The sequence below is a fragment of the Rhodopseudomonas infernalis genome, assembly GCF_022271405.1.
GTDB lineage: Bacteria > Pseudomonadota > Alphaproteobacteria > Rhizobiales > Xanthobacteraceae > Rhodopseudomonas > Rhodopseudomonas infernalis.
Genome location: NZ_JAJNAL010000020.1, coordinates 69,570 through 93,966 on the forward strand (window position 1 = coordinate 69,570; position 24,397 = coordinate 93,966).

The 24,397-nt window shown below is 66.8% G+C and carries 20 protein-coding genes; 10 read left to right on the plus strand and 10 right to left on the minus strand.

Annotation, left to right across the window (positions count from 1 at the left end; genetic code table 11):
• Positions 1-71: 71 nt before the first annotated feature.
• Complete coding sequence (eno, locus tag LPW26_RS14920; RefSeq protein WP_238736202.1) at positions 72-1,355, minus strand: phosphopyruvate hydratase; 1,284 nt, start codon at positions 1,353-1,355, stop codon at positions 72-74.
• A gap of 166 nt (positions 1,356-1,521) precedes the next feature.
• Between eno and queF the strand changes: the two genes are divergently transcribed.
• The 4 genes from queF to mdoH all read left to right on the plus strand — a co-directional run bounded on the left by queF (position 1,522) and on the right by mdoH (position 6,186).
• Positions 1,522-2,010, plus strand: a complete 489-nt coding sequence (gene queF / locus LPW26_RS14925) for a preQ(1) synthase (RefSeq protein WP_238736203.1) — start codon at positions 1,522-1,524, stop codon at positions 2,008-2,010.
• Between the two features lie 87 nt (positions 2,011-2,097).
• Positions 2,098-2,418, plus strand: a complete 321-nt coding sequence (locus tag LPW26_RS14930; protein ID WP_238736204.1) for a hypothetical protein — start codon at positions 2,098-2,100, stop codon at positions 2,416-2,418.
• A gap of 118 nt (positions 2,419-2,536) precedes the next feature.
• Entirely contained in the window at positions 2,537-4,048 is a 1,512-nt protein-coding gene (locus LPW26_RS14935; protein WP_238736205.1) for a glucan biosynthesis protein G, read from the plus strand.
• The gene (mdoH, locus tag LPW26_RS14940) at positions 4,036-6,186 is read left to right on the plus strand and encodes a glucans biosynthesis glucosyltransferase MdoH (protein WP_406677637.1); all 2,151 of its coding nucleotides are present in this window, start codon (positions 4,036-4,038) and stop codon (positions 6,184-6,186) included. Before LPW26_RS14935 ends, mdoH begins: the two co-directional genes overlap by 13 nt.
• A 33-nt stretch (positions 6,187-6,219) precedes the next feature.
• Here the strand turns inward: mdoH and LPW26_RS14945 are convergent, their stop codons facing one another.
• From LPW26_RS14945 to LPW26_RS14970, 6 genes are all read right to left on the minus strand, one after another.
• Positions 6,220-7,782, minus strand: a complete 1,563-nt coding sequence (locus LPW26_RS14945; protein WP_238736206.1) for a L,D-transpeptidase — start codon at positions 7,780-7,782, stop codon at positions 6,220-6,222.
• 115 nt (positions 7,783-7,897) lie between these two features.
• Positions 7,898-9,121, minus strand: coding sequence for an MFS transporter (locus LPW26_RS14950; RefSeq protein ID WP_238736207.1), 1,224 nt, complete (start codon positions 9,119-9,121; stop codon positions 7,898-7,900).
• Positions 9,121-9,984, minus strand: a complete 864-nt coding sequence (kdsA, locus tag LPW26_RS14955) for a 3-deoxy-8-phosphooctulonate synthase (protein WP_238736208.1) — start codon at positions 9,982-9,984, stop codon at positions 9,121-9,123. The genes LPW26_RS14950 and kdsA overlap by 1 nt, the downstream gene beginning before the upstream one ends.
• Positions 9,981-10,850, minus strand: coding sequence for a VOC family protein (locus LPW26_RS14960; protein ID WP_238736209.1), 870 nt, complete (start codon positions 10,848-10,850; stop codon positions 9,981-9,983). Before LPW26_RS14960 ends, kdsA begins: the two co-directional genes overlap by 4 nt.
• 31 nt (positions 10,851-10,881) lie before the next feature.
• On the minus strand, positions 10,882-11,208 hold the full coding sequence (locus LPW26_RS14965) for an NIPSNAP family protein (RefSeq protein WP_238736210.1): 327 nt from the start codon (positions 11,206-11,208) through the stop codon (positions 10,882-10,884).
• Positions 11,209-11,372: 164 nt separating this feature from the next.
• On the minus strand, positions 11,373-12,230 hold the full coding sequence (locus tag LPW26_RS14970) for a hypothetical protein (protein WP_238736211.1): 858 nt from the start codon (positions 12,228-12,230) through the stop codon (positions 11,373-11,375).
• A gap of 210 nt (positions 12,231-12,440) precedes the next feature.
• On the opposite strand from LPW26_RS14970, the gene LPW26_RS14975 reads away from it, so the two are divergent.
• The 3 genes from LPW26_RS14975 to LPW26_RS14985 all read left to right on the plus strand — a co-directional run bounded on the left by LPW26_RS14975 (position 12,441) and on the right by LPW26_RS14985 (position 16,916).
• The gene (locus tag LPW26_RS14975; protein ID WP_238736221.1) at positions 12,441-12,752 is read left to right on the plus strand and encodes a PAAR domain-containing protein; all 312 of its coding nucleotides are present in this window, start codon (positions 12,441-12,443) and stop codon (positions 12,750-12,752) included.
• Positions 12,753-12,773: 21 nt separating this feature from the next.
• A complete protein-coding gene (locus tag LPW26_RS14980; protein WP_238736212.1) occupies positions 12,774-15,479 on the plus strand; it encodes a CHAT domain-containing protein in 2,706 nt (901 codons plus the stop codon).
• Positions 15,480-15,608: 129 nt separating this feature from the next.
• Positions 15,609-16,916: a hypothetical protein gene (locus LPW26_RS14985; protein ID WP_238736213.1), complete on the plus strand. Its 1,308-nt coding sequence runs from the start codon at positions 15,609-15,611 to the stop codon at positions 16,914-16,916.
• A 14-nt stretch (positions 16,917-16,930) separates the two neighbouring features.
• Here the strand turns inward: LPW26_RS14985 and LPW26_RS14990 are convergent, their stop codons facing one another.
• From LPW26_RS14990 to tpiA, 3 genes are all read right to left on the minus strand, one after another.
• Positions 16,931-18,562: a CTP synthase gene (locus tag LPW26_RS14990; protein ID WP_238736214.1), complete on the minus strand. Its 1,632-nt coding sequence runs from the start codon at positions 18,560-18,562 to the stop codon at positions 16,931-16,933.
• Positions 18,563-18,728: 166 nt separating this feature from the next.
• A complete protein-coding gene (gene secG, locus LPW26_RS14995; RefSeq protein ID WP_238736215.1) occupies positions 18,729-19,121 on the minus strand; it encodes a preprotein translocase subunit SecG in 393 nt (130 codons plus the stop codon).
• Positions 19,122-19,297: 176 nt separating this feature from the next.
• Positions 19,298-20,074 (minus strand): triose-phosphate isomerase, encoded by a 777-nt coding sequence (tpiA, locus tag LPW26_RS15000; RefSeq protein WP_238736216.1) that lies wholly within the window; start codon positions 20,072-20,074, stop codon positions 19,298-19,300.
• Between the two features lie 256 nt (positions 20,075-20,330).
• On the opposite strand from tpiA, the gene LPW26_RS15005 reads away from it, so the two are divergent.
• From LPW26_RS15005 to trpC, 3 genes are all read left to right on the plus strand, one after another.
• The gene (locus LPW26_RS15005; RefSeq protein WP_238736217.1) at positions 20,331-22,229 is read left to right on the plus strand and encodes a peptidylprolyl isomerase; all 1,899 of its coding nucleotides are present in this window, start codon (positions 20,331-20,333) and stop codon (positions 22,227-22,229) included.
• 37 nt (positions 22,230-22,266) lie between these two features.
• On the plus strand, positions 22,267-23,286 hold the full coding sequence (gene trpD, locus LPW26_RS15010; RefSeq protein ID WP_238736218.1) for an anthranilate phosphoribosyltransferase: 1,020 nt from the start codon (positions 22,267-22,269) through the stop codon (positions 23,284-23,286).
• 86 nt (positions 23,287-23,372) lie between these two features.
• Positions 23,373-24,194 carry an indole-3-glycerol phosphate synthase TrpC gene (trpC, locus tag LPW26_RS15015; protein ID WP_238736219.1) on the plus strand — a complete coding sequence of 274 codons (822 nt, stop codon included), beginning with the start codon at positions 23,373-23,375 and terminating at the stop codon, positions 24,192-24,194.
• Positions 24,195-24,397 lie beyond the last annotated feature (203 nt).

Here is a 24,397-nt window from a genome sequence, read left to right on the forward strand (position 1 = left end):
AGCAATCCAGCTTTATGCACTGAGCTGGATTGCTTCGTCGGCTGCGCCTCCTCGCAATGACGGCGAGTATCTTAGCGGAACGCCTTGAGCGCCGCCTTGCCGGCGTAATGCGCGCTCGAGCCCAGCTCCTGCTCGATGCGCAGCAGCTGGTTGTACTTCGCGGTGCGGTCGGCGCGGGCCAGCGAGCCGGTCTTGATCTGCCCGCAATTGGTCGCGACCGCGAGGTCGGCGATAGTCGAGTCCTCGGTTTCACCCGAGCGATGCGACATTACCGCTGTGTAGCCGGCCTTGTGCGCCATCTCGACCGAGGCGAGCGTCTCGGTCAGCGTGCCGATCTGGTTGACCTTGATCAGGATCGAATTGGCGCGACCGTTCTTGATGCCGTCGGCAAGACGCGTGACGTTGGTAACGAACAGATCGTCGCCGACCAGCTGGCACTTGGCTCCGACCAGGTCGGTCAGCTCCTTCCAGCCGTCCATATCGTCTTCACTCATGCCGTCTTCGATCGAGACGATCGGATAGCGCGCGACGAGATCGGCGAGATACTCGGCCTGCTCGCTGCGCGAGCGGGTCTTGTTCTCGCCGCCGTAGACGTAGTTGCCGTCCTTGAAGAACTCGGTGGCGGCGCAGTCGAGCGCCAGCATCACGTCGTTGCCGGCCTTGTAGCCAGCCTTGTCGATCGCCGCGACCACGAAATCGAGCGCCGCGTCGGCCGACGGCAGGTTCGGGGCGAAGCCGCCCTCGTCGCCCACATTGGTGTTGTGGCCGGCCTTCTTCAGTTCGCCCTTCAGCGTGTGGAAGATTTCCGAACCGGCGCGGAGCGCTTCGGCGAAGGTCGGCGCGCCGACCGGCATGATCATGAATTCCTGGAAGTCGATCGGGTTGTCGGCATGCATGCCGCCGTTGATGATGTTCATCATCGGCACCGGCAGCGTCCGCGCCGAGGTGCCACCGACATAGCGATACAACGGCAGGTCGTAGGACGACGCCGCAGCCTTGGCGACCGCGAGCGACACGCCGAGAATGGCGTTGGCGCCGAGCCGGCCCTTGTTGGGGGTGCCGTCGAGCTCGATCATGGTCTGGTCGATCTGGACCTGCTGCTCGGCATCCATGCCGCCCAGCGCGTCGAACAGCTCGCCGTTGACGGCTTCGACCGCCTTCAGCACGCCCTTGCCGAGATAGCGGCTCTTGTCGCCGTCGCGCAACTCGACCGCCTCGTGGGCGCCGGTGGACGCGCCCGACGGCACCGCGGCGCGGCCGACCGACCCGTCCTCCAGCACGACATCGACCTCCACGGTCGGATTGCCGCGGCTGTCGAGGATTTCGCGGCCGATGATGTCGACGATGGCGGTCATGGATGCCTCTTGAATTGTGGGGGAACAGGATTTGGCGCCGCTTCTACAGCAAGGGACCGGGCTCGAAAAGGCCGCTGGCCTGCTCCCGACGAACGGCGAAGCCGCCCGCCTCACCGAATTCCCCCGGGCCGGAAAATGCTTTAGGAGAACGGCCAACGGAGACCCCATGGCCAAGACCGCATCCAAATCCTCTCGCAAGTCCGCGCCGGCCGCCGGCCTGCAGCTCGGCCGCGCCGTCGCATGGCCCAGCAGCCCCGACGAGGCCCAGCTCGACCGCGTCCCCAATCCGCAGACCGACACCGACTATCTGGTCCGCTTCACCGCGCCGGAGTTCACCTCGCTGTGCCCGGTGACCGGCCAGCCCGATTTCGCCCATCTGGTGATCGACTACGCGCCCGGCGCCTGGTTGGTCGAATCCAAGGCGCTGAAGCTTTACCTCGCCAGCTTCCGCAACCATGGCGGCTTTCACGAGGACTGCACGGTTTCGGTCGGCAAGCGCATCGTCGCCGCCATCAAGCCGAAATGGCTGCGCATCGGCGGCTACTGGTATCCGCGCGGCGGCATGCCGATCGACGTGTTCTGGCAGACCGGCAAATTGCCGAAGGGCCTGTGGGTGCCCGATCAGGGCGTGCCGCCGTATCGCGGCCGGGGCTAGGGATCGTCCCCGCCGGTCGCCCGGATTGCGCTGCCACAGCATTCACGCTAGTAACTCGCAGCTTCTTCCTTTTTTGGAGAGGCTGACATGAACGAATTGCAAGCGTGGGTGGCGCAGCAGCACCACGGCCTGCGCACCTTCAAATCCTTCCAGCTCGAGCTCGAACAGTTCGCTGTACGCCAACCGGCGCAGCGAGGTCTTTGCAGCGTGCTGGCGAATCTGGTCGAGAGCTACATCGTGGCCTTCGACGAGGAGCCGGTCCCGGTCGACCTTGCGAACGATGTCCACCACCGCCTGACGCAATTGCTGTCCACGCTGGATCTCGACGGCGACCCCGAGCGCCGCCTCGAGGACATCAATCGCGTCGCGAACTTCACACTGTGGCCGACGCCACAAACCCGCGCCTGAGCCGTCCCGGCTTCGGCGGCAGGTCGCCGGCCGTCGTTCGCGCCGGCCGCCTTGCAGCGGGAACTTCACGAGGTCGGGAACGTTGGCTTGGAACTTTACGCATGTCCGGAGCGTCACATTGAATCGTCGGCAAGTTCTCACAGGTCTTGCAGCGATTCCGCTGTTGCAATCGCAGACCGGCGCGTCCTTCGCGCAAGCGACGGACAAGCCGCAGCCGTTCGATCCGTCGGTGGTGCGCCAACTGGCGCGTGAACTGGCCGGCAAGCCCTATCAAGCCCCCGACAGCAAGCTGCCCGGGTCGCTGACCAACATCAGCTACGACGCCTATCGGGCGATCCGCTTCAATCCGGAGCGCGCGCTGTGGCGCAGCGATCGCCTGCCGTTTCAGGTGCAGTTCTTTCACCGCGGCTTTCTGTACGCCAACCGCGTCAACATCTTCGAAGTCACGGGCGGTCAGGCGAAGCCGGTGCCGTACCGCGCCGAAGACTTCTCGTTCGGCGATACGCAGCCGCCCTCGCCCGATAGCGATCTCGGCTTCGGCGGCTTTCGGGTCCACGCTCCGATCAACAGACCTGATTACTACGACGAGCTCTGCGTGTTTCTCGGCGCGTCGTATTTCCGCGCGGTCGCCAAAGGCGAACAATACGGCCTGTCGGCGCGCGGACTGACCGTCGATACCGGACAGAGCGGCGGCGAAGAATTCCCGCTGTTCAAGGCGTTCTGGCTTGAGCGGCCGTCGCCGGACGCGTCGTCGATGGTGGTCCACGCGCTACTCGACAGCAAGAGCGTCGCCGGCGCCTATCGTTTCACCATCCGTCCCGGCGACACCACCGTGTTCGATGTCGAAGCCGCGATCTATCCGCGCGTCGATCTGCACCACGCCGGTCTCGCGCCGATGACCAGCATGTTCTTCTTCGGCCCGAACGATGCTGCCGACACCGCGGACTTCCGCCCGGCCGTGCACGATTCCGAGGGGCTCGGAATCTTCAACGGCCGCGGCGAGCAGCTGTGGCGGCCGCTGTGCAATCCGCGCGACCTGCAGATCAGTTCGTTCGCCGACCAGAACCCGCGCGGCTTCGGCCTGATGCAGCGCGAGCGCAAGTTTGAGGCCTATCAGGACCTGGAGTCGCGCTTCGAATTGCGGCCAAGCCTGTGGGCCGAACCGATCGGCGACTGGGGCGAAGGCGTGGTCAAGCTGGTCGAGATCCCGACCAGAGAGGAAGTCCACGACAACATCGCAGCGTTCTGGGAGCCGAAGGGGCCGCTGCGGGCGAAGGGCGAGCACACCTACACCTATCGACTGCATTGGGGGCCCGATACGCCCAAGCCGTCGTCGCTGGCGCGCTTCACCCGCACCGGCGTCAGCGCGCGCGGCGATAACGACCGGCTGTTCGTGCTCGACATCACCGGTGACAAATTGAAGGGTCTCGATCCCGGCTCGGTCCGCGCCGAGGTCACGTCCAACAAAGGTGAGATTCGCAACGTCGTCAGCGTGCCCAACCCGCTGATCGACGGCTGGCGTTTGAGCTTCAACCTGACCACCGATCAGCCGCCGATCGAATTGCGCGCAATCCTGATGGCGGGCGACACTGCCCTGACTGAAGTCTGGGTCTATCGATGGGTCCCGTGACCCAGCCGATGGAGGCGCCCGTCGAGGCACGCGCACTGCTGTCGCTGCCAGATCCCCTGCCCGCCGAATCGCCCTTGGCGATGCCGGAGCAATCCTTCGCCGAGGCTCCCACGCAGGCGATCGACCCGCCAGCGGCGCGCACGGGATCGTGGCGCCGTGCGCTGATCATGCTCGCGACGGCGATCCTGACCTTCGCGGGCGTCGACGAGATGTACGAGGTGCTCAAGGTCGGCGGCGTCACCATCCTTGAAGGCATCGTGCTGGTACTGTTCGCCGCGCTGTTCGCCTGGGTGGCGCTGTCGTTCGTCTCGGGCCTGGCCGGATTCGCCGCGCTGCTCCGCGGCTGGCGCGATGAGTTGGCGATCGACACAGAGGGCCCGCTGCCGGCGGTTCACGCCCGCGTGGCGATGCTGCTGCCGACCTACAACGAAGATCCACAGACCGTGCTCGCCCGGCTGCAGGCGACCCGCGAGTCCACCGAGGCGACCGGCAGCGGCGCGCAATTTGACTGGTACATCCTCAGCGACACAACCGATCCGGCCGTCTGGGCGCACGAAGAAAAGTGTTTCCTCGCGCTCGCGACCGACGGCGCACGGCTGTACTACCGGCACCGCGCCGACAATCACGCCCGCAAGTCCGGCAACATTGAGGACTGGGTCAAGCGGTTCGGCGGCGCCTACGATTTCATGATCATTCTCGACGCCGACAGCGTGATGACCGGCGACGCGCTGGTCCGCCTTGCGGCCGCGATGGAGCGGCATCCCGACGTGGCATTGATCCAGACGCTTCCCGTGGTGGTGCATGCCCGCACGTTGTTCGCGCGGCTGCAGCAGTTTGCGGGGCGGATGTACGGACCGATGATTGCGGCCGGCGTCGCCTGGTGGCACGGCTCGGAAAGCAACTACTGGGGCCACAACGCGATCATTCGGGTCGCCGCTTTCGCCGCCTGCACCGGGCTGCCGATCCTGCCGGGACGCAAGCCGTTCGGCGGCAGCATCCTCAGCCACGACTTTGTCGAAGCCGCCTTGATGCGCCGCGCCGGCTGGCGCATCCACATGGCGCCGACGCTGCGCGGCAGCTACGAGGAAGTGCCTCCGACGCTGCTCGATTTTGCTGCGCGCGACCGGCGCTGGTGTCAGGGCAATCTGCAGCACGCCAAGATCCTGCCGGCCCGCGGCCTGCACTGGGTGTCGCGGCTGCATTTCCTGACCGGGATCGGCGCCTACATCACCGCCCCGATGTGGCTGAGCTTTCTGGTCGCCGGCATCCTGATATCGCTGCAGGCGCAGTATGTCCGGCCCGAATACTTCCCGAAGGATTTCTCGCTGTTTCCGATCTGGCCCGCGCAGGACCCCGTCCGCGCCGCCTGGGTGTTCGCCGCGACGATGGGATTGCTGATCCTGCCGAAGCTGCTGGCGCTGTTTCTCGCCGTGATCCGCCGTGACACCCGGCGCGGCTTCGGCGGCGGCTTCCGGGCGACGATCGGTCTGCTGAGCGAAACCCTGATGTCGGGACTGACCGCGCCGGTGATGATGATCTTCCAGTCGACCGCGGTCGTGCAGATCCTGATGGGTCAGGATTCCGGCTGGCAGCTCCAGCACCGCGGCGACGGCTCGATCCCGTTTCGCGACGTCGTTCGGCGCTACGCGCTGCCGACCGTCATCGGCGCCGCGATGGCGATCAGCGCGCTGCTGGTGTCATGGCCGCTGTTCTGGTGGATGACACCGGTGATCCTCGGGCTGGTGCTGGCGATCCCGGTGGCCATGATCACCAACTCCGCCACCTCGGCGCGGCCCGCGCTGCTGGCGACGCCGGAAGATCTCGCGCCGCCGCCGATCCTCGCACGGGTCCAGGAGATCGCCCCCACGCTGCCGGCCGCCGGCGATCAGGATGCGCTGATCCAGCTCCGCGACGACCCCCGCTTGCTCGAATTGCACCTCGCCGGGCTGTCGCGTCATCCCGCGCGCGCCCGGGGCCGGGTCGATGCCAACTTCGCGCTCGCCCGCGCCAAGGTCGATGACGCGGAGGCGTTCGACGAAGTGGTGGCGTGGCTGAGCAAGCCGGAGAAGCGAGCGCTGATGGGCGACCGGGATCTTCTCACCCGTGTGGTCGCAATGCCCGCGGCCGCCGGCAAGTAATCGGGTCAATCCGCCCCGCGCCGCGTTCTCCTGTTACCAGCTCTGCCAGCCGCCCCATTGCGGCTGGGGCTGCGGCTGCGGATAGTACGCGCGGCCGCCGCGGCGGCGCTGGCGGGGATCCATCGGCGGCTCCGGCTCGCGGCCGAACATTCCGCCGAAGAAGTTGTCGTCCCAGCCATCATTGCGGTCGGCGACCAGCACCGGCGGCGTCGGCTTGCGGGTGATGAACCCGCCCTGCGGCTGATGGCTCAGCACCGCGACGAATTCGGTGCGGTAGTTGGTTTCAGCGCTCAGCGGCTCGTCCGAAATCACGATCGACGAGCGCGGCAGCGCGGTCGGTCCGATCCGGTCCAGCACCTCCTGCGGAATGCTGATGCGGTCGAGCGCTTCGGTCGCCGTGCCGGGGCCGTCGATGCTCACCGCGCTCCAGCGCAGGCCATCGCCGCTCCGCGCCATCGCGGTGAAGATGTGTGTGCCGATCGGCCGGTCGGGATCGCGGATCGTGATCGGAACTTCGATGCTGGTGTCGAACACCTCGCCGCCGCCGTCCGGCGCCGGCTTATGGGTGTTGCGGCGGACGTAGAGCTTCTGGTTGTCGCGGCTGATGTAGATCGACACCGGCTCGAGCGCGAGCTTGGCGTCAGTGGCGATCCGGGCCGCCTCGGTCTTCTTGGCAAGCGCCGCCTTGGACGCGTCCTTGGCGGCATCGGCGACGGCGCGCTTCGAGTCGGCGTCGGCCTTCGCGGTGTCGAACTGGGCCGTCGCCTCGCCGACTTGCTGCGCCGCCTTCTGCTGCGCCTCCTCGGCGCGCGCCTTGGCCTCGTCGGTCTTGGCACCGGCGAGCAAACGGTCGGCCCGCTTCAACTCGGCTTCGGCCTTGGCCTTCTGCTTCTGCAGCTTCGCCAGCGTCGCCTTCAGCGGCCCGATCTCGCGCGCAGCGGTCGCGGCAACCTTCTTGGCGTCGTCGGCAGCGGTCGCGGCGTCTTCGGCGTCGCGGGCGGCTGTCGTGACCCGGCCCGGCGCGGCAGCGATCGCGTCCGGCTTCGGCTGCAGCAGCGCCGGGTGGTTGATATCGACCGGCGCGGTGTCGTCCGGCGAGATGATCACCCGCATGCCGATCCGGGTCTTGTCGAACAGCTTGTCGGCAAAGCCGAACGGCATCCGAACGCAGCCATGCGACGCGGCGTAGCCCGGCAGCGGCCCGCCGTGGAGCGCGATGCCGTTCCAGGTGATGCGTTGCATATGCGGCATCCAGGCATCGTCGTACATCGTCGAGCGATGGTCCCGGTCCTTCTCGACCACGGCGAAGATGCCGGCCGGCGTTTCACGGCCGCCGGTTCCGGTCGACACCGGCGCGCGCAGGATCCAGCCTTCGGCGTCGTACAGCGTCACCTGCTGCGATTTGATCGAAACGATCGCCATGATCGGCTCGCCGGCCTCGCGCGGCGCCACGGCCTCGACCGGCGCCGACTTCGCGCGCTTGGCCGTCGCACCGCCGATCGGCAGCGTGAGCGCCAGCGTGGCCGCGAAGGCGTAGAGCGCCGCCGTCCGCAGGCGCGGCGTTGCGGGCGTGTGAAGTTTGGTCGACGTCGTCATTCACGCCCTGCTCTGCTTGATATCGCGCCGAACCGACGCGATTCGATGTCGGAATGTCGCGCATACTAGCCGCAATTCGTGGCGCGGCTGCAAGCGCGATGCGGCCATCTTGCGGCTATTTGGCGGAACTCGGCACGGCGGCATCCGCCGGCGGGCGGGCGCGCAGAATACGCGCCAGGATCAGGCCGAGGGTGAGCATCGTCGCGCCGGCGATCAGCAGCGTCGGTACCTTGCCGAGATGGCCGAGCCCGAAGCCATAGGCGATCGGCCCGGTGGTCTGACCGATGAAGAAGAAAAACGAGTGCAGCGACATCGCGGTGCCGCGTGCGGTCTCGGTGAGTTCGCTGGCGAACACCTGGATGCAGCCGTGCAGCATGTAGAAGCCCATGCCCATCGCGACGAAGGCCAGCGCCTGCGCCTGCCATGGCGGACCGAACGCCACGATCGCGAGTTGCAGGCCGGCCAGCGCGCCGCCGGCGATCATCATGCCGTTGACGCCGAGCCGCGGCAGCAGCCGGGCGACTGTGAGGGTGTACAGCAACCCGCCGACAGCAAAGCCGGCGATCACCAGGCCGGCGATCGCCAGCGACTCCTGGCCGAGTTCGTGCAGGAACGCTGCAATGTACGGAAAGGTGCCCATCACGCAGGTGCCTTCGATCAGCACAGCCGTAAAGCAGATCGCCGCGTTGGGATTGCTGAAGATGGTGCGATAGCTGCGGCGCAGCCCGGCAAAATCCATCGGCGCGCGGGCCGCAATCGGCTTGCCGCGAAACCCGAATGCCACCGCGAGCGCGGCGATGATCACCAGCGCCCCGATCACGCTGAGCACGCCGCGCCAGCCGAGCACGTCGCCGATCACCCCGGCGGCTGAGGCGCCGAGCAGATTGCCGGTCATCGAGCCACCAAGCACGCGGCCGATCGCGACCTGGCGCCGCTCCGGCCCGACCAGATCGCCGGTCAGCCCGAGCGCCACCGGAAACACCCCGCCCGAGCCGATGCCGGCAAGGATGCGGCACAGGAACAGCAATTCGAACGAGGTCGTCAGCGCGCCGAGCAGGCTGGAAAAGCCGAGTAGCGCCAGGCAGACGATCATCAGCCGGGCCTTGCCGAACATGTCGGCCAGCGCGCCGATCGCCGGCTGCACCACCGCGAAGGTGAAGGCGCTCACCGCCGCGAGGCCGGCGGCCGTGGTGATCGACACGGAAAATTCCGACGCGATCCGCGGCAGGACCGGGTCGAGGGCTCGGGTCGACAGGCTGGCTGCGAACCCCGACAGCGCAATGATGTTGAGCGCTGGCGGCAGACCCGCCGGGGCGCTCGCGCCGTCACCTTGCGCCATCAGATCGTCCTGGGGCCGGGCCGTTTCTTGGCCAGCGCGTCGAACTCCATCAGGGTGCGCAGCAGGCTCTCGAAATCGCGCAGCGGCACCATGTTAGGCCCGTCCGATGGCGCGTGGTCCGGATCCGGATGGGTCTCGATGAACACGCCGGCGACGCCGACCGCAACCGCCGCACGCGCCAGCACCGGCACGAACTCACGTTCGCCGCCCGACGAGGTGCCCTTCCCGCCCGGCTGCTGCACCGAATGCGTGGCGTCGAAGATCACCGGCGCGCCGGTGGTCTTGGCCATGATCGGCAGCGCGCGCATGTCCGACACCAACGTGTTGTAGCCGAATGAGACGCCGCGCTCCGTCACCAGCACCTTGGGATTGCCCGCATGCGTGATCTTGCTGACCACGTTGCCCATGTCCCACGGCGCCAGGAACTGGCCCTTCTTGACGTTGACGACTTTGCCGGTCGCGGCCGCGGCGAGCAGCAGGTCGGTCTGCCGGCACAGGAACGCCGGGATCTGCAGGATGTCGACCGCCTCGGCGGCGCGCGCGCACTGCTCGTTCTCGTGCACGTCGGTCAACACCGGCAGGCCGATGCTCTCGCGGATCTCGGCGAAGATCGGCAGCGCCGCATCGATCCCGATGCCGCGCGCGCTCGCCGCGCTGGTGCGGTTGGCCTTGTCGAACGAGGTCTTGTAGACGAGGCCGATGCCGAGCCGGTCGGCGATCTCCTTCAGCGCCGCGGCGACCTCGAGCGCGTGCGCCCGGCTTTCGAGCTGGCACGGGCCCGCGATGATAGACAGCGGCAGCGCGTTGCCGAATTTGACGTGGCCCGCGGCCACTACGGACGCGGGTGCAATGCTCTTGTTCACCGGACCATTCCTTGTTCGAAGATCAGCGTCGCGCCGAATAGATCCGGCACGATCAGCCGGCCGAGGTGGCGGGTTGCCTCGACCGCGTTCTGCTGCAGCAAGCGTTCAACCACGGTCACATCCCTCACCGCAATCCGCAATCCGGCAAAACGCGCGCCGGCTGCGTCCACACTCAGGTGGACGCCGTATTGGTCGCGAAACGACACCGGTTCCATGATGGTGATATCGCCCCGCGGCGTCCGCGCCGTGACGCCGCTCGACGTCGCGTGCAGATCGCGCAAGCCGGTGTAGGCGCCGAGAAAGATATGATGATCCGTCGGATTGTCCGCCACCATCACCACGCCGGCCGCCGCCTGGGCCGTATTGGCATGGGCCTGGAACGCCGGGCTCCAGAAATTTTCCGGATGCAGATGTTGGCACACCGCAAAGCCGGCGTCCGGTGACAGCGCATCGCGCGCAAAGGCCAAAGCGAAGCCGAGCTGCGCGACGCTGCCATCGCTCCGCACCCCCTCCCGCGCGAAGGTGAACACGCCTTCGTCGCCGATTCCGGCCGTCGCGTAGCCGCGCGCGTCTTGCGCCGCATCGTCGCTGGCAAGCAGCAGCATCGACAGGCCTTCGCGCCTCGTCAGATAATCGCGCTGAAACGCGCCGAACGAGTATCCGCCATCGCGGTGCGGCTCGATTTTCTCGGGTTCAGCGACGGTGAGGATTTCGATGAAGAAACCGTCGAGCTGGATGATGCGATTATGCGTACCCCAGGGATGGCGGTTGCGCGTACCGACGATAAAGCCGAGTTGCCGATACGCATCCGCCGCAGCATCGAGATCGCGGACCGCGTGGACGATATGGTCGAGGCCGCCGGGCATCAGACTAAAACCCTCGTGGAAGCCGATGTGATTACTTCATCGCCGAGAACGCCGTCGGCGTCAGTAGCTGATTGGCGATGGTCTCGACGATCTGGCCGTCCTCTTCGCTCTTCGCCCTTGCGGTCAGCCATGCCGGATCGGTCACAAAGGCGGTCCACTTCTGGTCGCGCTCGGCGAGATTTTCCCAGGCGAGGAAATAGGTCAGCTCCTGGTTGGAGGCGCCGACCAGCGTGGTGAAGAAGCCGGTCGCACGAATGCCGTGCTTCTCGAACAGCTTCAACGTGGTCGTCTCGAATCGCTTCAGCAGCGCCGGTAGCCGGCCGGGCACGCAGCGATACGTCCGGGACTCGTAGATCATGACGAAGCCTCCCTCGGCGGGCGCGCGTCTCGCCGCGCCGGCGCGTGCCGGTGTTGTGGCAACAATCCGGGAGAACGTCAAAGCGGCCGCTGCGGCGGACAGCATCGCGTCCGCCGCATGGCCCCCCCTCCTGGCCGATCGCAGTCCCCTGGCGTGATGGCGCTCTAACGCTGCTTCGGCGGCGGGATTTCGCCCGCCGAATTCGCGATGTGGGGATCGACCAGATTGACCTTGGCGCCTGGATCGGCGCCGAACAGCTTGCGGAAATCGTCCGGCCCGAGCAGCCGGGCGGCTTCGTCGATCAGCTCTTGATTGCGTGCATTGAGGGCCAGTGCGTTCGGCTGGCCTGATCCGGGCCATGCGCGCGCCGCGAATTGCTGCACTTCGCTGCGTAATTGCAGCAGCCTGCCGAGTTTGGCCGGCTGGCCGGCGAGCAGCACCATCGCCCGCTTTTCGAATTCATCGGCTTCCGGCGACGGCTCGTCTCGCCCCATCCTCAGTCCTTCCGGTCGGGCCGGTCCCGGCGCCAACTGCTGTGACGTGCACGAGGCCACCTTCGACGACCATGCGGTTTGCTGCAGTCCGTAGGTGCCGTAAATATAGCTGCTGAGCAGATAGCCGCGGGCATTGTGCACCGTCATCGGCCCCCCGCCGCCGAGCCCGGTTGCATACAACACCTGATTGGCCAATTGGTGGCAAACACCATCGACGCCGTAGTGATAGATCGTGCCGCGCGCGAGCGATGAGGTCCGGGAGTCGAGATTGGGTCTGACCAAGCACTGCGCCACCGCCAGATCGCCCGGCTGCTGCCCCAGCAAGCCGTTCGGATTCACCGGCGTGCCGCCAACGGCGTGAAATGATCCCCAGCAGTACCAAAAGAACTGATTGGCGCCGACCACCTCGGTGATCGTTGGATAGGCATGGATCCGATTATCGTAGCTGGTGACCCAGGTGTGATCGACGGGAGACTCGGAATCCCAGGCTGGAACTGCCCATGCGAAGAGCGTGACTGGCTGTACCATCTCGGATCCTCGATCCCTGTTACTCGCCGTACGTCTTGGTTGACGTCAACAATATCATCCACCCCCGATCGAAAATCTGTCCGGGATGTGACACACAAGCGTCCGAACACCGTGAAAATCGAACCGGCGCCGCGTACCACGACACAACAGCTGTCAGCAGTTACCTTGAACCCGCATGTGTTCATGCTGCACTTCAACTGGAGACTCGAAATGCGATTGATTTCTGCCCTCACCTTGCTCGTTCTCGTTGCCGCGCCGGCCGCGGCGCAGACACCCGGCGTGGTGACCGGCGGCAGCGACAACGTCACGGTCAACGGCGAGCCCGCAGCGCGTGCCGGTGATACGACCTCCGATGGCTCGATCATCGAAGGGGCCAGCAACGTCTTCATCAATGGCAAGCCGGCTGCAGTCATGGGCGGCAAGACCACATGCGGGGGCGTGGTCGTCGGCGGCGGCAGCAACGTCTTCATCAACGACAAGCCGATCGCACGCGCGGGCGACGCGACCGCCGGCTGCAAATAACCGCACGCCCAGTTTTCCCTGATGTCGATCCGTTCAACTCAGCGACGCCCCGCGCGCGCCTGCTTCGCCCGACTGCTGCTCACCGTCCTCATCGCGGCGCCGGTGCTGCCCGCACTAGCCCCCTCCGACGCACGCGCGCAGCAGCGCGGGGCGCCGAGCGAACGCGAGCTGGTGGCGAAGATCAACGACGCGTTTCGAACGCTGCAGGCCGGCGACCGCGATGGCGGCCGGCAGCGCCTCAGCGCAGCGCTGCGCGCCGTTCGGGACAGCAACTACCACACCCTCACCATCCGGGCTTATCTCAACGCTGTCACTTTCTTCGAGCGCCGCCGCGACACCACGACAGCTTCGGAGCTGTTCGCCGAAGGCGCGAACAGCCGCTCCGCGCGCGACAGCAGTCCCGAAGCCACCACGCTGTGGTTCGAATACGCCCGCTTCCTCGAGCGCACCGTGCAATACGAGCGCGGCATTCCGGTCGCGATCGAAGCCCGCAAGCGGATGCGCGCCACCTACGGCCCGAACACCGCCGAGGATATCGCCGGCAGCGACATCCTCGCCACGCTGCTGACTAACAACGGCGCCGTCGCGGCCGGGCTCAATCTGTCCGAGGAGACGTATCTCGGCGCCCGCAAGGCGCTCGGCGACAAGGAGCCGCTGACGTGGCGCACCGAGAACAACTACGCCGAAGCGCTGCGCATGGTCGGACATCCCGATCTCGCCGCCCAGATCGACGAGCCGCTCCTCAAGAAGCGGATCGCCCATTATGGCGTCGGCAGCATCCAGGCTCTGGTCAGCGCCAGCAACCTCGCGCTCGATCATCTGGCGATGGGTAACGAGGCCGCGACCATGCAGGCGCTCGCGCAACAAAAGCATTGCGCCGCCGAGCTCGCCGACCCGACCTCCGAGCACGTCGCCCAGGCCGACACATGGATCGCTTACGCCAAGGCCTATTTTCATCCCGACCGTCCCCTGAGCGCACCCGAACTGGACGCCCTGGCGCGGGTCAAGGACTGGAACGGCGCGCCCGACCTGCTACGCATCAAATCCGCGCAGCTTTCCGCCGATCACTACGAGCGGCGCGGCGACAGCGCCCGCGCGCTCGCGCTGCGGATCGACGCGTACCAGCGCGCGCAGGAGACGATCGCACGGCAGCATCCGATCACATTCGACGCGCTGCTTGGCGTCGCGGTGACGCGGATGAAGCGCGGCGATGCCGACGCTCTGGCGACCTTCAAGGATGTCGAGCAGCAATCGTTCCGGTGGATGCTGCGCGAGGTCGGCACCGCCGGCAACCGCTACGTCGCCGAAACGATGCGCAAGCTCGCCGACGACATTCTCTACGAATACGGCCGCTACGCGCTGATCGATCCGGCAGCGTCAGTCGCCTATGCGGACGCGGTGTCGCGCTGGAAGACGATGGAAGACGGCGAGCGGACGCTGCTGCGGCTGACGCTCGACCGCCTGCCAGACGAGGCGACGCGCGACCTTGCTCGCACCGTGCTGCGGCTGTCCGGACAGCGGCAGGAAATGCTGTCCTCCGGCAAGCTCGATGACGATGCCCGCGACGTGCTGCGGCGGCTCGACGACGCGCGGCAGCAGCTCGCCACGCGTGCCGGCACAAAGCCGCCGGCCGACATGCGCCTGCCCTCGGCCGAGGACAAGCTTGGGCCAAACGACGCGCTGGTCGATTTCTTCGTCAGCGGCCGCGGCAGCCGCGTCAACCCAGCCGATCCGAAGCCCGCGCCCCGGCTACAGGCGGTGGTCCGCCGCGCCGGCAAGCAGCCGCAGCTGATCGATCTCGGGTTACTCGACAGCTTCACCGCCCCAAGCGTTGCCGAGACCAATCGCACGCAGCCGTTCCGCCGGCTGTACGACACGCTGATCGGGCCGTTGAAGCCGCAGCTCGCCAATGTGACGCGGCTGTTTCTGGTACCGGACGCCGACCTCTACAGCCTGCCCTTCGCAATGCTTCAGGACGGCGCCGGTCGCTATCTGGATGAGATCTACGACACCCGCATTCTGACCCGCGCCGATGCGATCGTGTTTGCCGATCAGGACGACAAGCTGATCGCCGGTACCAGGGCGGTGTTGGTCGGCGGCCTCGACTACGCCGGCGCGGCCAGTCAGCTGCCGTCGACCAGGACAGAGATCGACCGCATCGCGCCGGATCTGCAGCGCCGCGATATTTCCAGCGTGCAGCTGACCGGCGACAGCGACGAGACCGCGATCCGCGGCAAGGCCGAAGGCGCCGCGCTGCTGCATCTCGCCACCCACGGCTTCTACAAGGCCGCGACCGACCGGACCGACGCGCTGTGGCGCAGCGGTCTCGTCGCCGCGCATCCCCTGCTGAGCCGGACGCCGCGGCGCGACGGTGCGGACGGCGTGATCTATGCCCGCGAACTGATGGACTGGAATCTGTCGGCCGCCGACCTCGTCGTGTTGTCGGCCTGCGAAACCGCCCTCGGCGATCCGAGCCGCATCGGCAGCGTCCGCGGCCTCCCCACCGCGCTCGCCATTGCGGGCGCGCGGCGCTCGCTGCTGACGCTGTGGGAAGTCAGCGACGAAGGCACCGCCAATTTCATGGCGCGGCTGTACCAGGTGCTCGCCGACGACAAGCTCGACTACGCGTCGGCGCTGCGCAAAGTCCGCATCGAAGCGATCCACGGCAAGATCACGGCCGCCGAGGACCCGTCCGTCTGGGCGGCATTCGTGCTGTTCGAGAACTGATACTCAGGGAGAAGCAGTTGATGTCGGCGACGGGCGGCGCTTGCTACCCAATGTCGTATTTTGCGGTTTGACATTTTTCATGCTGCCTGGCTACGTTCGCGACCGCAAATCGATGACAAGTGGGGATCGTTGCAGCACCTTGAAGTGAGCTCGCCTCCGGCGACCGTCTGCGATAGAACGTGGTGGAGCAAGTGTCCCTCACTGGGGGAGAAACTCTGCTATCTGCTCGTCTTCGCAGGACTTGTTGTCGTCCGCATTCCGCATGCGATCGTCCACGGACGATTCTGGGCCGAGGAAGGCAGCATTTTCTTCGCAAATGCCTGGCATCTGAGTTGGAGCGAGGCGCTGCTCGCCGTCCATACCGGTTACCTCAACCTGACTGCGAACGCCGCTACTTTGCTGGCCTCGTTCTTCCCCCTCACCCATGCGCCGCTGGTGACGGGCGTCATCGCGCTGCTGATCCAGCTCGTTCCGCCCAGCCTCATCCTGACCAGCCGCACGCCGTGGACGCAACGTCGCTGGACCGCGATCGCGGCGCTTCTCGCGCTGGCGCTACCGCCGGCGGCGGAAGAAACCTGGCTCAACTCGATCAACAGCCAGCACCATCTCGCCGTCGCAGTCGGCATTATTCTAGCGCTGGACAGCGAGCGCACGCGGGTCCGCTTCTTTCACTATGCCGTTCTGCTGCTGGCGGCGCTGAGCGCCCCTGCCGCCTGGTTTCTGTCGCCGCTCCTGGTCCTGCGGGCGCTGCAGGAGCGCTCCCCGCAACGGGCGATCCAGACGCTGCTGTTTCTGGGCGGCATCGCCGTCGAAGTGACGTTCTTTTTCGAGCCAGCCGAGCGCACCTTCGGCATGCCGATTTCGGTGTTGGGTGCTGTTCTGCTGGTCAAGCACATCCTGCTTCCGATGCTCGACGCAGACCGGGCGACCTGGGTCATCGACAGGTTGAGAAGCCAATACATGCTCGGCGGGCGGCCGCTATGGCCGCTGCTGATCGTCGTCAGCCTGTACGGCGTTTCCTTGCTGGGAGCGCTGCGCCGTCCGGCATCGTCGCCGCTGTGGTTTTTGCTCGGCGCTGGCATTCTGACCGCCAGCTACGTCGCGGCCCTCGGCGATAAGATGGGGCTGCTGGAATACGTCGGCGGCGGGCGCTATCAGCTGGTGCCGCACGCGTTGATGATGCTGGCGTTGCTGAGCTGGACTGCCAGCGAGACCGGACTGCGCGGCTATTTCGGGGCGGGATTGTTCGGCTGGATCATCGCGGCGCAAACCGCCACGCTGCTGCTGTGCAGCGCACCCTATACCTCGGGTGCCGACTGGAAATCGGAAGTCGCGGCATGGCAGCGCGACGGCGCCCACCAGCTCCGGATCTGGCCGGACGGATGGGCGATGGCGCTGGAGAAGCCGCCGTTCAGCGGCAGCTACCGGGCTTATTAAAGCCCGGCAGAATTCTACACCAGCCGGCTCTGCACCAGTGCCGCCTCGACGAAGGACGAGAACAGCGGGTGCGGGTCGAACGGCCGTGACTTCAGTTCGGGGTGGAACTGCACGCCGATGAACCAGGGGTGATCCTCGTATTCGACGATCTCCGGCAGCACACCGTCCGGCGACATGCCGGAGAACCGCAGGCCGTGCTGTTCGAGCCGATCCTTGTAGGCGGTGTTGACCTCGTAGCGGTGGCGATGCCGCTCGGAGATCTCGGTGGCTCCGCCATAGACCTGCGACACCCGGCTGCCGCGCTTCAGCGCCGCCGAATAAGCACCGAGCCGCATCGTGCCGCCGAGATCGCCCGCCTGCGACCGTTTCTCGAGCTCGTTGCCGCGCACCCATTCGGTCATCAGGCCGACCAGCGGCTCCGGTGTCGGGCCGAACTCCGTGGAGTTGGCCTGCTCGATGCCGGCGAGATTCCGCGCCGCTTCGATCACGGCCATCTGCATGCCGAAGCAGATGCCGAAATACGGCACGTCACGCTCGCGCGCGAACTGCGCCGCCCGGATCTTGCCCTCGGCGCCGCGCTGACCGAAGCCGCCGGGCACCAGGATGCCGTTGACGTGCTCGAGGAACGGCGCGGGGTCCTCGTTCTCGAACACCTCGCTCTCGATCCAGTCGAGATTGACCTTCACCTTGTTGGCGATGCCGCCATGGCTGAGCGCCTCGATCAAGGATTTGTAGGCGTCCTTCATCCCGGTGTACTTGCCGACGATAGCGATCGTCACCGCGCCTTCGGGATTGCGGACGCGCTCGTTGATCTCGTGCCAGCGCGCAAGCTGCGGCGGCTCCTGGGCGGCGATCGCGAACGCCGCCAGCACTTCGTCGTCGAGCCCGGCAGCGTGATAGGCCTCCGGCACCGCATAGATGTTGTCGACGTCGCGGGCCTCGATCACGGCACTTTCGCGGACGTTGCAGAACAGTCCGAGCTTGCGCCGCTCCTCCTTGGGGATCTCGCGGTCGGTGCGGCACAGCAGGATGTCGGGCTGGATGCCGATCGAGCGCAGCTCCTTGACGGAGTGCTGGGTCGGCTTGGTTTTCAGCTCGCCGGCGCTCGGGATGTAGGGCAGCAGCGTCAGGTGGATGTAGATCACGTCGCCGCGCGGCAGATCGTTCTTGATCTGGCGGATCGCCTCGAAGAACGGCAGGCCCTCGATGTCGCCGACCGTGCCGCCGATCTCGACCAGCACGAAGTCGTAGCCGTCATTGTCGCTGAGGACGAAATCCTTGATCGCGTTGGTGACGTGCGGAATCACCTGGATGGTGGCGCCGAGATAGTCGCCGCGGCGCTCCTTGGTCAGGATGTCCTGATAGATCCGGCCGGTAGTGATGTTGTCCTGCTTGGTTGCAGGCCGGCCGGTGAAACGCTCGTAGTGGCCGAGATCGAGATCGGTCTCGGCGCCGTCGTCGGTCACGAACACTTCGCCGTGCTGATACGGCGACATCGTTCCGGGATCGAGGTTGAGATAAGGGTCGAGCTTGCGAAGACGGACTTTGTAGCCTCGCGCCTGCAGCAGGGCACCGAGTGCCGCTGATGCCAGACCCTTGCCGAGCGAGGAGACCACGCCGCCGGTGATGAAGATGTACCGCGCCATGGGAGCCTACCTTTAAGCGTCTCGGCCCGATTCGCCAAAGCGATTAGTTCTCAACGGGCGAGCGTTGATATGCCTGTGGGTGACGCCGAAAAAACAGCGTATTCAAACGATTACAGACGGCAGCTCAGACTCTTCGCCAGCTGCCGTCAATGCATGCCGGCAATGCTTATTGCGACTGCGGGGGCGCCGGAGCAGCCGGCGGCTGGTTCTGCTGCTGCTGGTCGGACTGCCGCAGCGAATCCAGGATGCCGCCGCCCTGGGAAACCGGGGGTGCCGGCGTGCCGGGCGCTTGCTGCGTCGGAACGGCGGTCGGCAGGATGCTGGTCGGCTTGCGGTTATAGGTCGCGAGCCAGCCGAGCAGCAGGCTGGTCACGAAAAACCCCGCCGCCATGATCGCGGTGGTGCGGGTCAACAGGTTGGCCGTGCCGCGGCTCGACATGAAGCCGCCGCCCCCACCACCGCCAACGCCCAGGCCGCCGCCTTCGGACTTCTGCAGCAGCACAGTGCCGATCAAGCCGAGGACCAACATCAGGTGAATGACGATAATGACAGTCTGCATGGTACCCTTCCATCACAAGCCTGGACCGCCGAAAGGTCGGCATGGCGCCGGCGCGAGCTGCTCGACAGGCTTGCGGGATAAAACGAAGTCGCGCGGTGTCTACACGATCGTTGGGGGCATTGTCACCCCCGGACGGATCCAGACGCGCGCCGATAAAGCCTTTTGTCCGCCCTCAGTTAGGGGCAGCCGGCGGCGATCGCAAGGAAGTCGGCGGCCTTCAGGCTGGCGCCGCCGACCAGCGCGCCGTTGACGTGCGGCACGCCGAGCAGTTCGCGGGCATTCGACGGCTTCACCGAACCGCCATACAGCAGCCGCATCTGCTCGCCCTCGGTGCTGAAGCGCTGTGTCAAGGTCTGGCGGATAAAGCCATGAACTTCCTCGACATCTTCGACGGTCGGGGTCATCCCGGTGCCGATCGCCCAGACCGGCTCATAGGCGACCACCAGATTCGCCGCGGTGGCGCCGTCCGGCAGCGATCCCGCGAGCTGGCCGGCAACCACGTCCAGCGTATGGCCGGCGTTGCGCTCGCCCTGCGTTTCGCCGACGCAGACGATCGCCACCAGCCCTGCCCGCCACACCGCTTGCGCCTTGCTGCGAACGATGGCGTCGGTCTCGGCGTGATCGGCGCGGCGCTCGGAATGGCCGACGATAATGGCACGGGCGCCGGCATCGGCCAGCATCTCGGCCGACAGGTCGCCGGTATGGGCGCCGGAGGCGTTGACGTGACAATCCTGCGCGCCGATCGCGACCTTGAGCGAGCCGCCCGCGTTGGCGGCGGCGAGCTGGTCGGCAAAGGCTGAAATCAGAGTCGCTGGCGGGCACACCAGCAGGTCGATTCCCTGCGAGACCTGCGCCGCGCCGAACAACATCGCCTCGAATTCGGATGATGCCGCCTTGAGGCCGTTCATCTTCCAGTTTCCGGCAATCAGCGGACGAACGGTGTGGACCGGCATTGACACTCTCGCGTGTTAGGGTTGCACAATGTCGCTAGCAGAGCCGTTTGCGATGCTCAAGGCCGCGTGATCGCGCACCGCGTCGGGCTGCACGTGCGCCGCTGTACCAGGCGGTAGCCGCGGCCGGCATTGCGACGCCGTCGTTGGTTGCGACGCTTTCGCCGCCACTTTATGATGGATTTTCAAGCCGGCGACGCTAATTTGCGCCTCCGCGCGCAATCGCGCGGCCGGTTCCCTCCTGAAAAAAAGTGGCTCCATGCTTCGCGGAATTCGCAACGCCTCCTCCAACTGGGTCGGCAAGACCATCATGATGATCGTGATGGGCGTGCTGATCATCAGCTTCGGTGTCTGGGGTATTGCCGACATCTTCCGTGGCTTTGGCCGCTCGACGCTCGCCTCGATCGGCAGCACCGAAATTTCGATCGAGCAGTTCCGCCAGACCTATAATGATCGGCTGCAGCAGATCGGCCGCCAATTCGGCCGGCCGCTGACGCCGGATCAGGCGCGCGCCTTCGGCATCGACCGCCAGGTGCTGCAGCAGGTGGTCGCCGAAGCCGCGCTCGACGAGCAGGCGCGCCGGCTCGGCCTCGGCCAGTCCGACGAAGACACGATGAAGAGCATTCTGGCGGACCCGAACTTCAAGGGCACCAACGGCGCGTTCGATCCGAACCGCTTCCAGCAGGTGATCCGCCAGTTCGGCTTCACCGAGCAGCGCTACATTACCGAACAGCGCAAGGTCGCGCTGCGGCGGCAGATCGCCGGCACCCTCACGGACGGTCTCGCAGTGCCGGCCACGATGCTGCAGGTGGCGAGCCAGTTCCAGAACGAGCAGCGCTCGATCGACTATCTCAAGCTGACCGAGGCGCAGGCGGGCACCATCGAGGCGCCGTCGCCCGAAGCGCTCGCCGCTTATTACGAGCAGCACAAGGCGCAGTTCCGCGCCCCCGAAACGCGCAAGATCGGTTACCTGGCGGTGACGCCGGACTCGATCGCCAAATGGTCCGAGATCTCGGATGACGACGCGCGCAAGGTCTATGACGAGCGCAAGGACAAGCTGTCGACGCCTGAGCGACGGCAGGTGTCGCAGATCGTCTTCCCCAACGCCGAAGACGCCGAGACCGCCCGCAAGAAGATCGCCGAGGGCACGTCGTTCGAGGATATCGCCACCGAGCGCGGGTTGAAGCCGGCGGACGTCGATCTCGGACTGATCAGCAAGGCCGACATGCTGGATCCGGCCGTGGCCGGCGCGGCGTTCGCGCTGCCGGTCAATGAGGTCAGCCAGCCGGTCAAGGGCGCATTCGGCACCGCGCTGGTCAAGGTCGCCAAGATCGAGCCGGGCGTTCAGCCGAGCTATGAAAGCGTGGCGCAGACCATCAAGCGCGAGATCGCACTGGAGCGCGCCCGCGCCGAGGTGCAGTCGCTGCACGACAAGGTGGAAGACGCCCGCGCCGGCGGCGCCAACATCGTCGACGCCGCCAAGACGCTCGGCCTCAACGCCGTCACCATCGAGGCGGTCGACCGCAGCGGCAACGGCCCCGACGGCCAGCCGGTGAAGACGCTGCCGCAGGGTGCCGACCTCGTCACGCAGGCCTTCAACGCCGATGTCGGCGTCGACGCCGAGGCGATCAGCTATCAGAACGGCTACCTGTGGTTCGACGTGCTGGGCGTGACGCCCTCGCACGAGCGCAGCCTCGACGAGGTCAAGGACAAGGTCGAGGCGCGCTGGCGCGCCGATCAGGTCACCAGCCGGCTGCGCACCCTGGCGACCGAACTGGTGCAGAAGCTCGGCGCCGATGGCAAGCTGGCCGACGTCGCGCCGGCCGGCGTGACGGTGCAGACGGCCACTGGCCTCAAGCGCGAGGGCAGCACGGCAGTGCCGGCCGACGTGGTCAAGGCGGTGTTCAGGACCGCCAAGGACGGCACCGGCCAGAGCCAGGGCGACACCGGCACCGACTGGTTCGTGTTCCGCGTCACCGACGTCACGGTGCCGCCGGCCGATCTTGCGTCGGCCGACGTGACCAAGCTGAAGGACACCCTGCTGCAGCGCCTCACCGACGAACAGGTCGGCGAATATATCGCTTGGCTCGAGCAGGACCTCGGCACCAAGATCAACCAGCAGGCGGTGGCGCAGGCCACGGGGGCGGCGACCAACTGACGCGGCGACAGCGGCGGCGAAGCGCCGGGTGGGGACAATGATTGATTTCAAGGCAGTAATCGCCAAGGTCGCGACCGGCGCGACCCTGACGCGGGACGAAGCGGCGAGCGCGTTCGACGCCATGATGTCGGGCGACGCGACGCCGTCGCAGATGGGGGCGCTGCTGATGGGCCTGCGGGTCCGCGGCGAGACCGTCGACGAGATCACCGGCGCGGTGACGACGATGCGCTCCAAGATGCTCACCGTCGACGCCCCGGCCGATGCGGTCGACGTCGTCGGCACCGGCGGCGACGGCTCCGGCTCCGTCAACGTCTCGACCTGCGCGTCCTTCATCGTCGCCGGCTGCGGCGTGCCGGTCGCCAAGCACGGCAACCGCGCGCTGTCGTCGAAATCCGGCGCCGCCGACGTACTGGGCGCGCTCGGCGTCAAGATCGACATCACCCCCGACCAGGTCGGACGCTGCGTCCACGAAGCCGGCATCGGCTTCATGTTTGCGCCGACGCATCACCCGGCGATGAAGAATGTCGGCCCGACCCGGGTCGAGCTCGCGACCCGCACGATCTTCAATCTGCTCGGCCCGCTGTCGAACCCGGCCGGCGTCAAGCGCCAGATGATCGGCGTGTTCTCGCGGCAATGGGTGCAGCCGCTCGCGCAAGTGCTGAAGAACCTCGGCTCCGAAGCGATCTGGGTCGTGCACGGATCCGACGGACTCGACGAGATCACCCTCTCAGGCCCGACCGCCGTCGCTGAGTTGAAGAACGGCGATATCAAGACGTTCGAGATCAGCCCCGAGGATGCCGGCCTGCCCCGCGCGCCCGCCGAGGCGCTGAAGGGCGGCGACGCCGAGGCCAACGCGGTGGCGCTGCGGGCGGTGCTGGAAGGCATGCCGGGCCCCTACCGCGACGTCGCAGTCCTCAACGCCGCCGCGACCCTGATCGTCGCCGGCAAGGCCAAGGATCTGAAAGAGGGCGTCGCCCTCGCCACCCAGTCGATCGACAGCGGCGCGGCGGAAGCGCGGCTGAAGAAGCTGATCGCGGTCTCCGCGGCGGCGGCGTGAAGTCACAGCGGTCGTCATGCCCGGGCTTGTCCCGGCCATGACGGAAGACTAAGCGACTGGATCATAGCAACGTAGGTAGCATCGCCGTGTCCGACATCCTGAACAAGATCGAGGCCTATAAGCGCGAGGAGATCGCGGCGGCGAAGCGCGAGCGGCCGCTTGCGGGGCTCGAGGCGATCGCGCGCGAGGCGGCGCCGCCGCGCGGCTTCCTGCGCGCGCTGCGCGCCAGGCATGCGGCCGGCGACTACGCGCTGATCGCCGAGATCAAGAAGGCGTCGCCGTCCAAGGGCCTGATCCGCGCCGATTTCGATCCGCCGGCCCTCGCCAAGGCCTATGAGCAAGGCGGCGCAGCGTGCCTGTCCGTGCTCACCGACACGCCGTCGTTCCAGGGCAGTCTCGACTATCTGGTCGCGGCGCGCGCCGCCGTGTCGCTGCCGGCGCTGCGCAAGGATTTCATGTACGAGCCGTATCAGGTCGTCGAAGCCCGCGCTTACGGCGCCGATTGCATCCTGATCATCATGGCGGCGCTCGACGATGCCGAAGCCAGGGACATCGAGGACGCCGCGTTCGATCTCGGCATGGACGTGCTGGTCGAGATCCACGACGGCACCGAACTCGACCGCGCGCTGAAGCTCCGCTCGCCGATGATCGGCGTCAACAACCGCAACCTGCGCACCTTCGAGGTCACGCTTGCGACCAGCGAAGCGCTGGCGCCGCGGATCCCGCAGGATCGCCTGATGGTCGGCGAGAGCGGCATCTTCACGCCCGCCGATCTCGCCCGCCTCGCCCGCGTCGGCATGTCGACCTTCCTGGTCGGCGAAAGCCTGATGCGCCAGGACGACGTCACCGCCGCAACGCGAACGCTGCTGGCGCGCGAGCCGGCGATGCAGCAGAGCGGAACCGATTAGTGGCAAGGACATCGCCTCGCCTTCTCTTTCACCCTCCCCTGGAGGGGGAGGGTCGGCATGGGGCGCGCTTAGCGCGGCCCATGCCGGGGTGGGGTGACAGCCTCTCGATCCTGACGTGCTACGCCGCTGACTCATCTCCCGTGGCTTGGGGGCCCCCCCCCCCCCCGCCCCCCCCCCCCCCCCCCCCCCCCCCGCGGGCGGGG

Excerpts from the sequence above, each read along its gene's own strand:
- eno (WP_238736202.1), bottom strand. The coding sequence starts at position 1,355 with ATGACCGCCATCGTCGACATCATCGGCCGCGAAATCCTCGACAGCCGC.
- queF (WP_238736203.1), top strand. The coding sequence starts at position 1,522 with ATGGCCAAGACCGCATCCAAATCCTCTCGCAAGTCCGCGCCGGCCGCC.
- LPW26_RS14930 (WP_238736204.1), top strand. The coding sequence starts at position 2,098 with ATGAACGAATTGCAAGCGTGGGTGGCGCAGCAGCACCACGGCCTGCGC.
- mdoH (WP_406677637.1), top strand. The coding sequence starts at position 4,036 with ATGGGTCCCGTGACCCAGCCGATGGAGGCGCCCGTCGAGGCACGCGCA.
- LPW26_RS14945 (WP_238736206.1), bottom strand. The coding sequence starts at position 7,782 with ATGACGACGTCGACCAAACTTCACACGCCCGCAACGCCGCGCCTGCGG.
- LPW26_RS14950 (WP_238736207.1), bottom strand. The coding sequence starts at position 9,121 with ATGGCGCAAGGTGACGGCGCGAGCGCCCCGGCGGGTCTGCCGCCAGCG.
- LPW26_RS14960 (WP_238736209.1), bottom strand. The coding sequence starts at position 10,850 with ATGCCCGGCGGCCTCGACCATATCGTCCACGCGGTCCGCGATCTCGAT.
- LPW26_RS14965 (WP_238736210.1), bottom strand. The coding sequence starts at position 11,208 with ATGATCTACGAGTCCCGGACGTATCGCTGCGTGCCCGGCCGGCTACCG.
- LPW26_RS14970 (WP_238736211.1), bottom strand. The coding sequence starts at position 12,230 with ATGGTACAGCCAGTCACGCTCTTCGCATGGGCAGTTCCAGCCTGGGAT.
- LPW26_RS14975 (WP_238736221.1), top strand. The coding sequence starts at position 12,441 with ATGCGATTGATTTCTGCCCTCACCTTGCTCGTTCTCGTTGCCGCGCCG.
- LPW26_RS14980 (WP_238736212.1), top strand. The coding sequence starts at position 12,774 with ATGTCGATCCGTTCAACTCAGCGACGCCCCGCGCGCGCCTGCTTCGCC.
- LPW26_RS14990 (WP_238736214.1), bottom strand. The coding sequence starts at position 18,562 with ATGGCGCGGTACATCTTCATCACCGGCGGCGTGGTCTCCTCGCTCGGC.
- secG (WP_238736215.1), bottom strand. The coding sequence starts at position 19,121 with ATGCAGACTGTCATTATCGTCATTCACCTGATGTTGGTCCTCGGCTTG.
- tpiA (WP_238736216.1), bottom strand. The coding sequence starts at position 20,074 with ATGCCGGTCCACACCGTTCGTCCGCTGATTGCCGGAAACTGGAAGATG.
- LPW26_RS15005 (WP_238736217.1), top strand. The coding sequence starts at position 20,331 with ATGCTTCGCGGAATTCGCAACGCCTCCTCCAACTGGGTCGGCAAGACC.
- trpD (WP_238736218.1), top strand. The coding sequence starts at position 22,267 with ATGATTGATTTCAAGGCAGTAATCGCCAAGGTCGCGACCGGCGCGACC.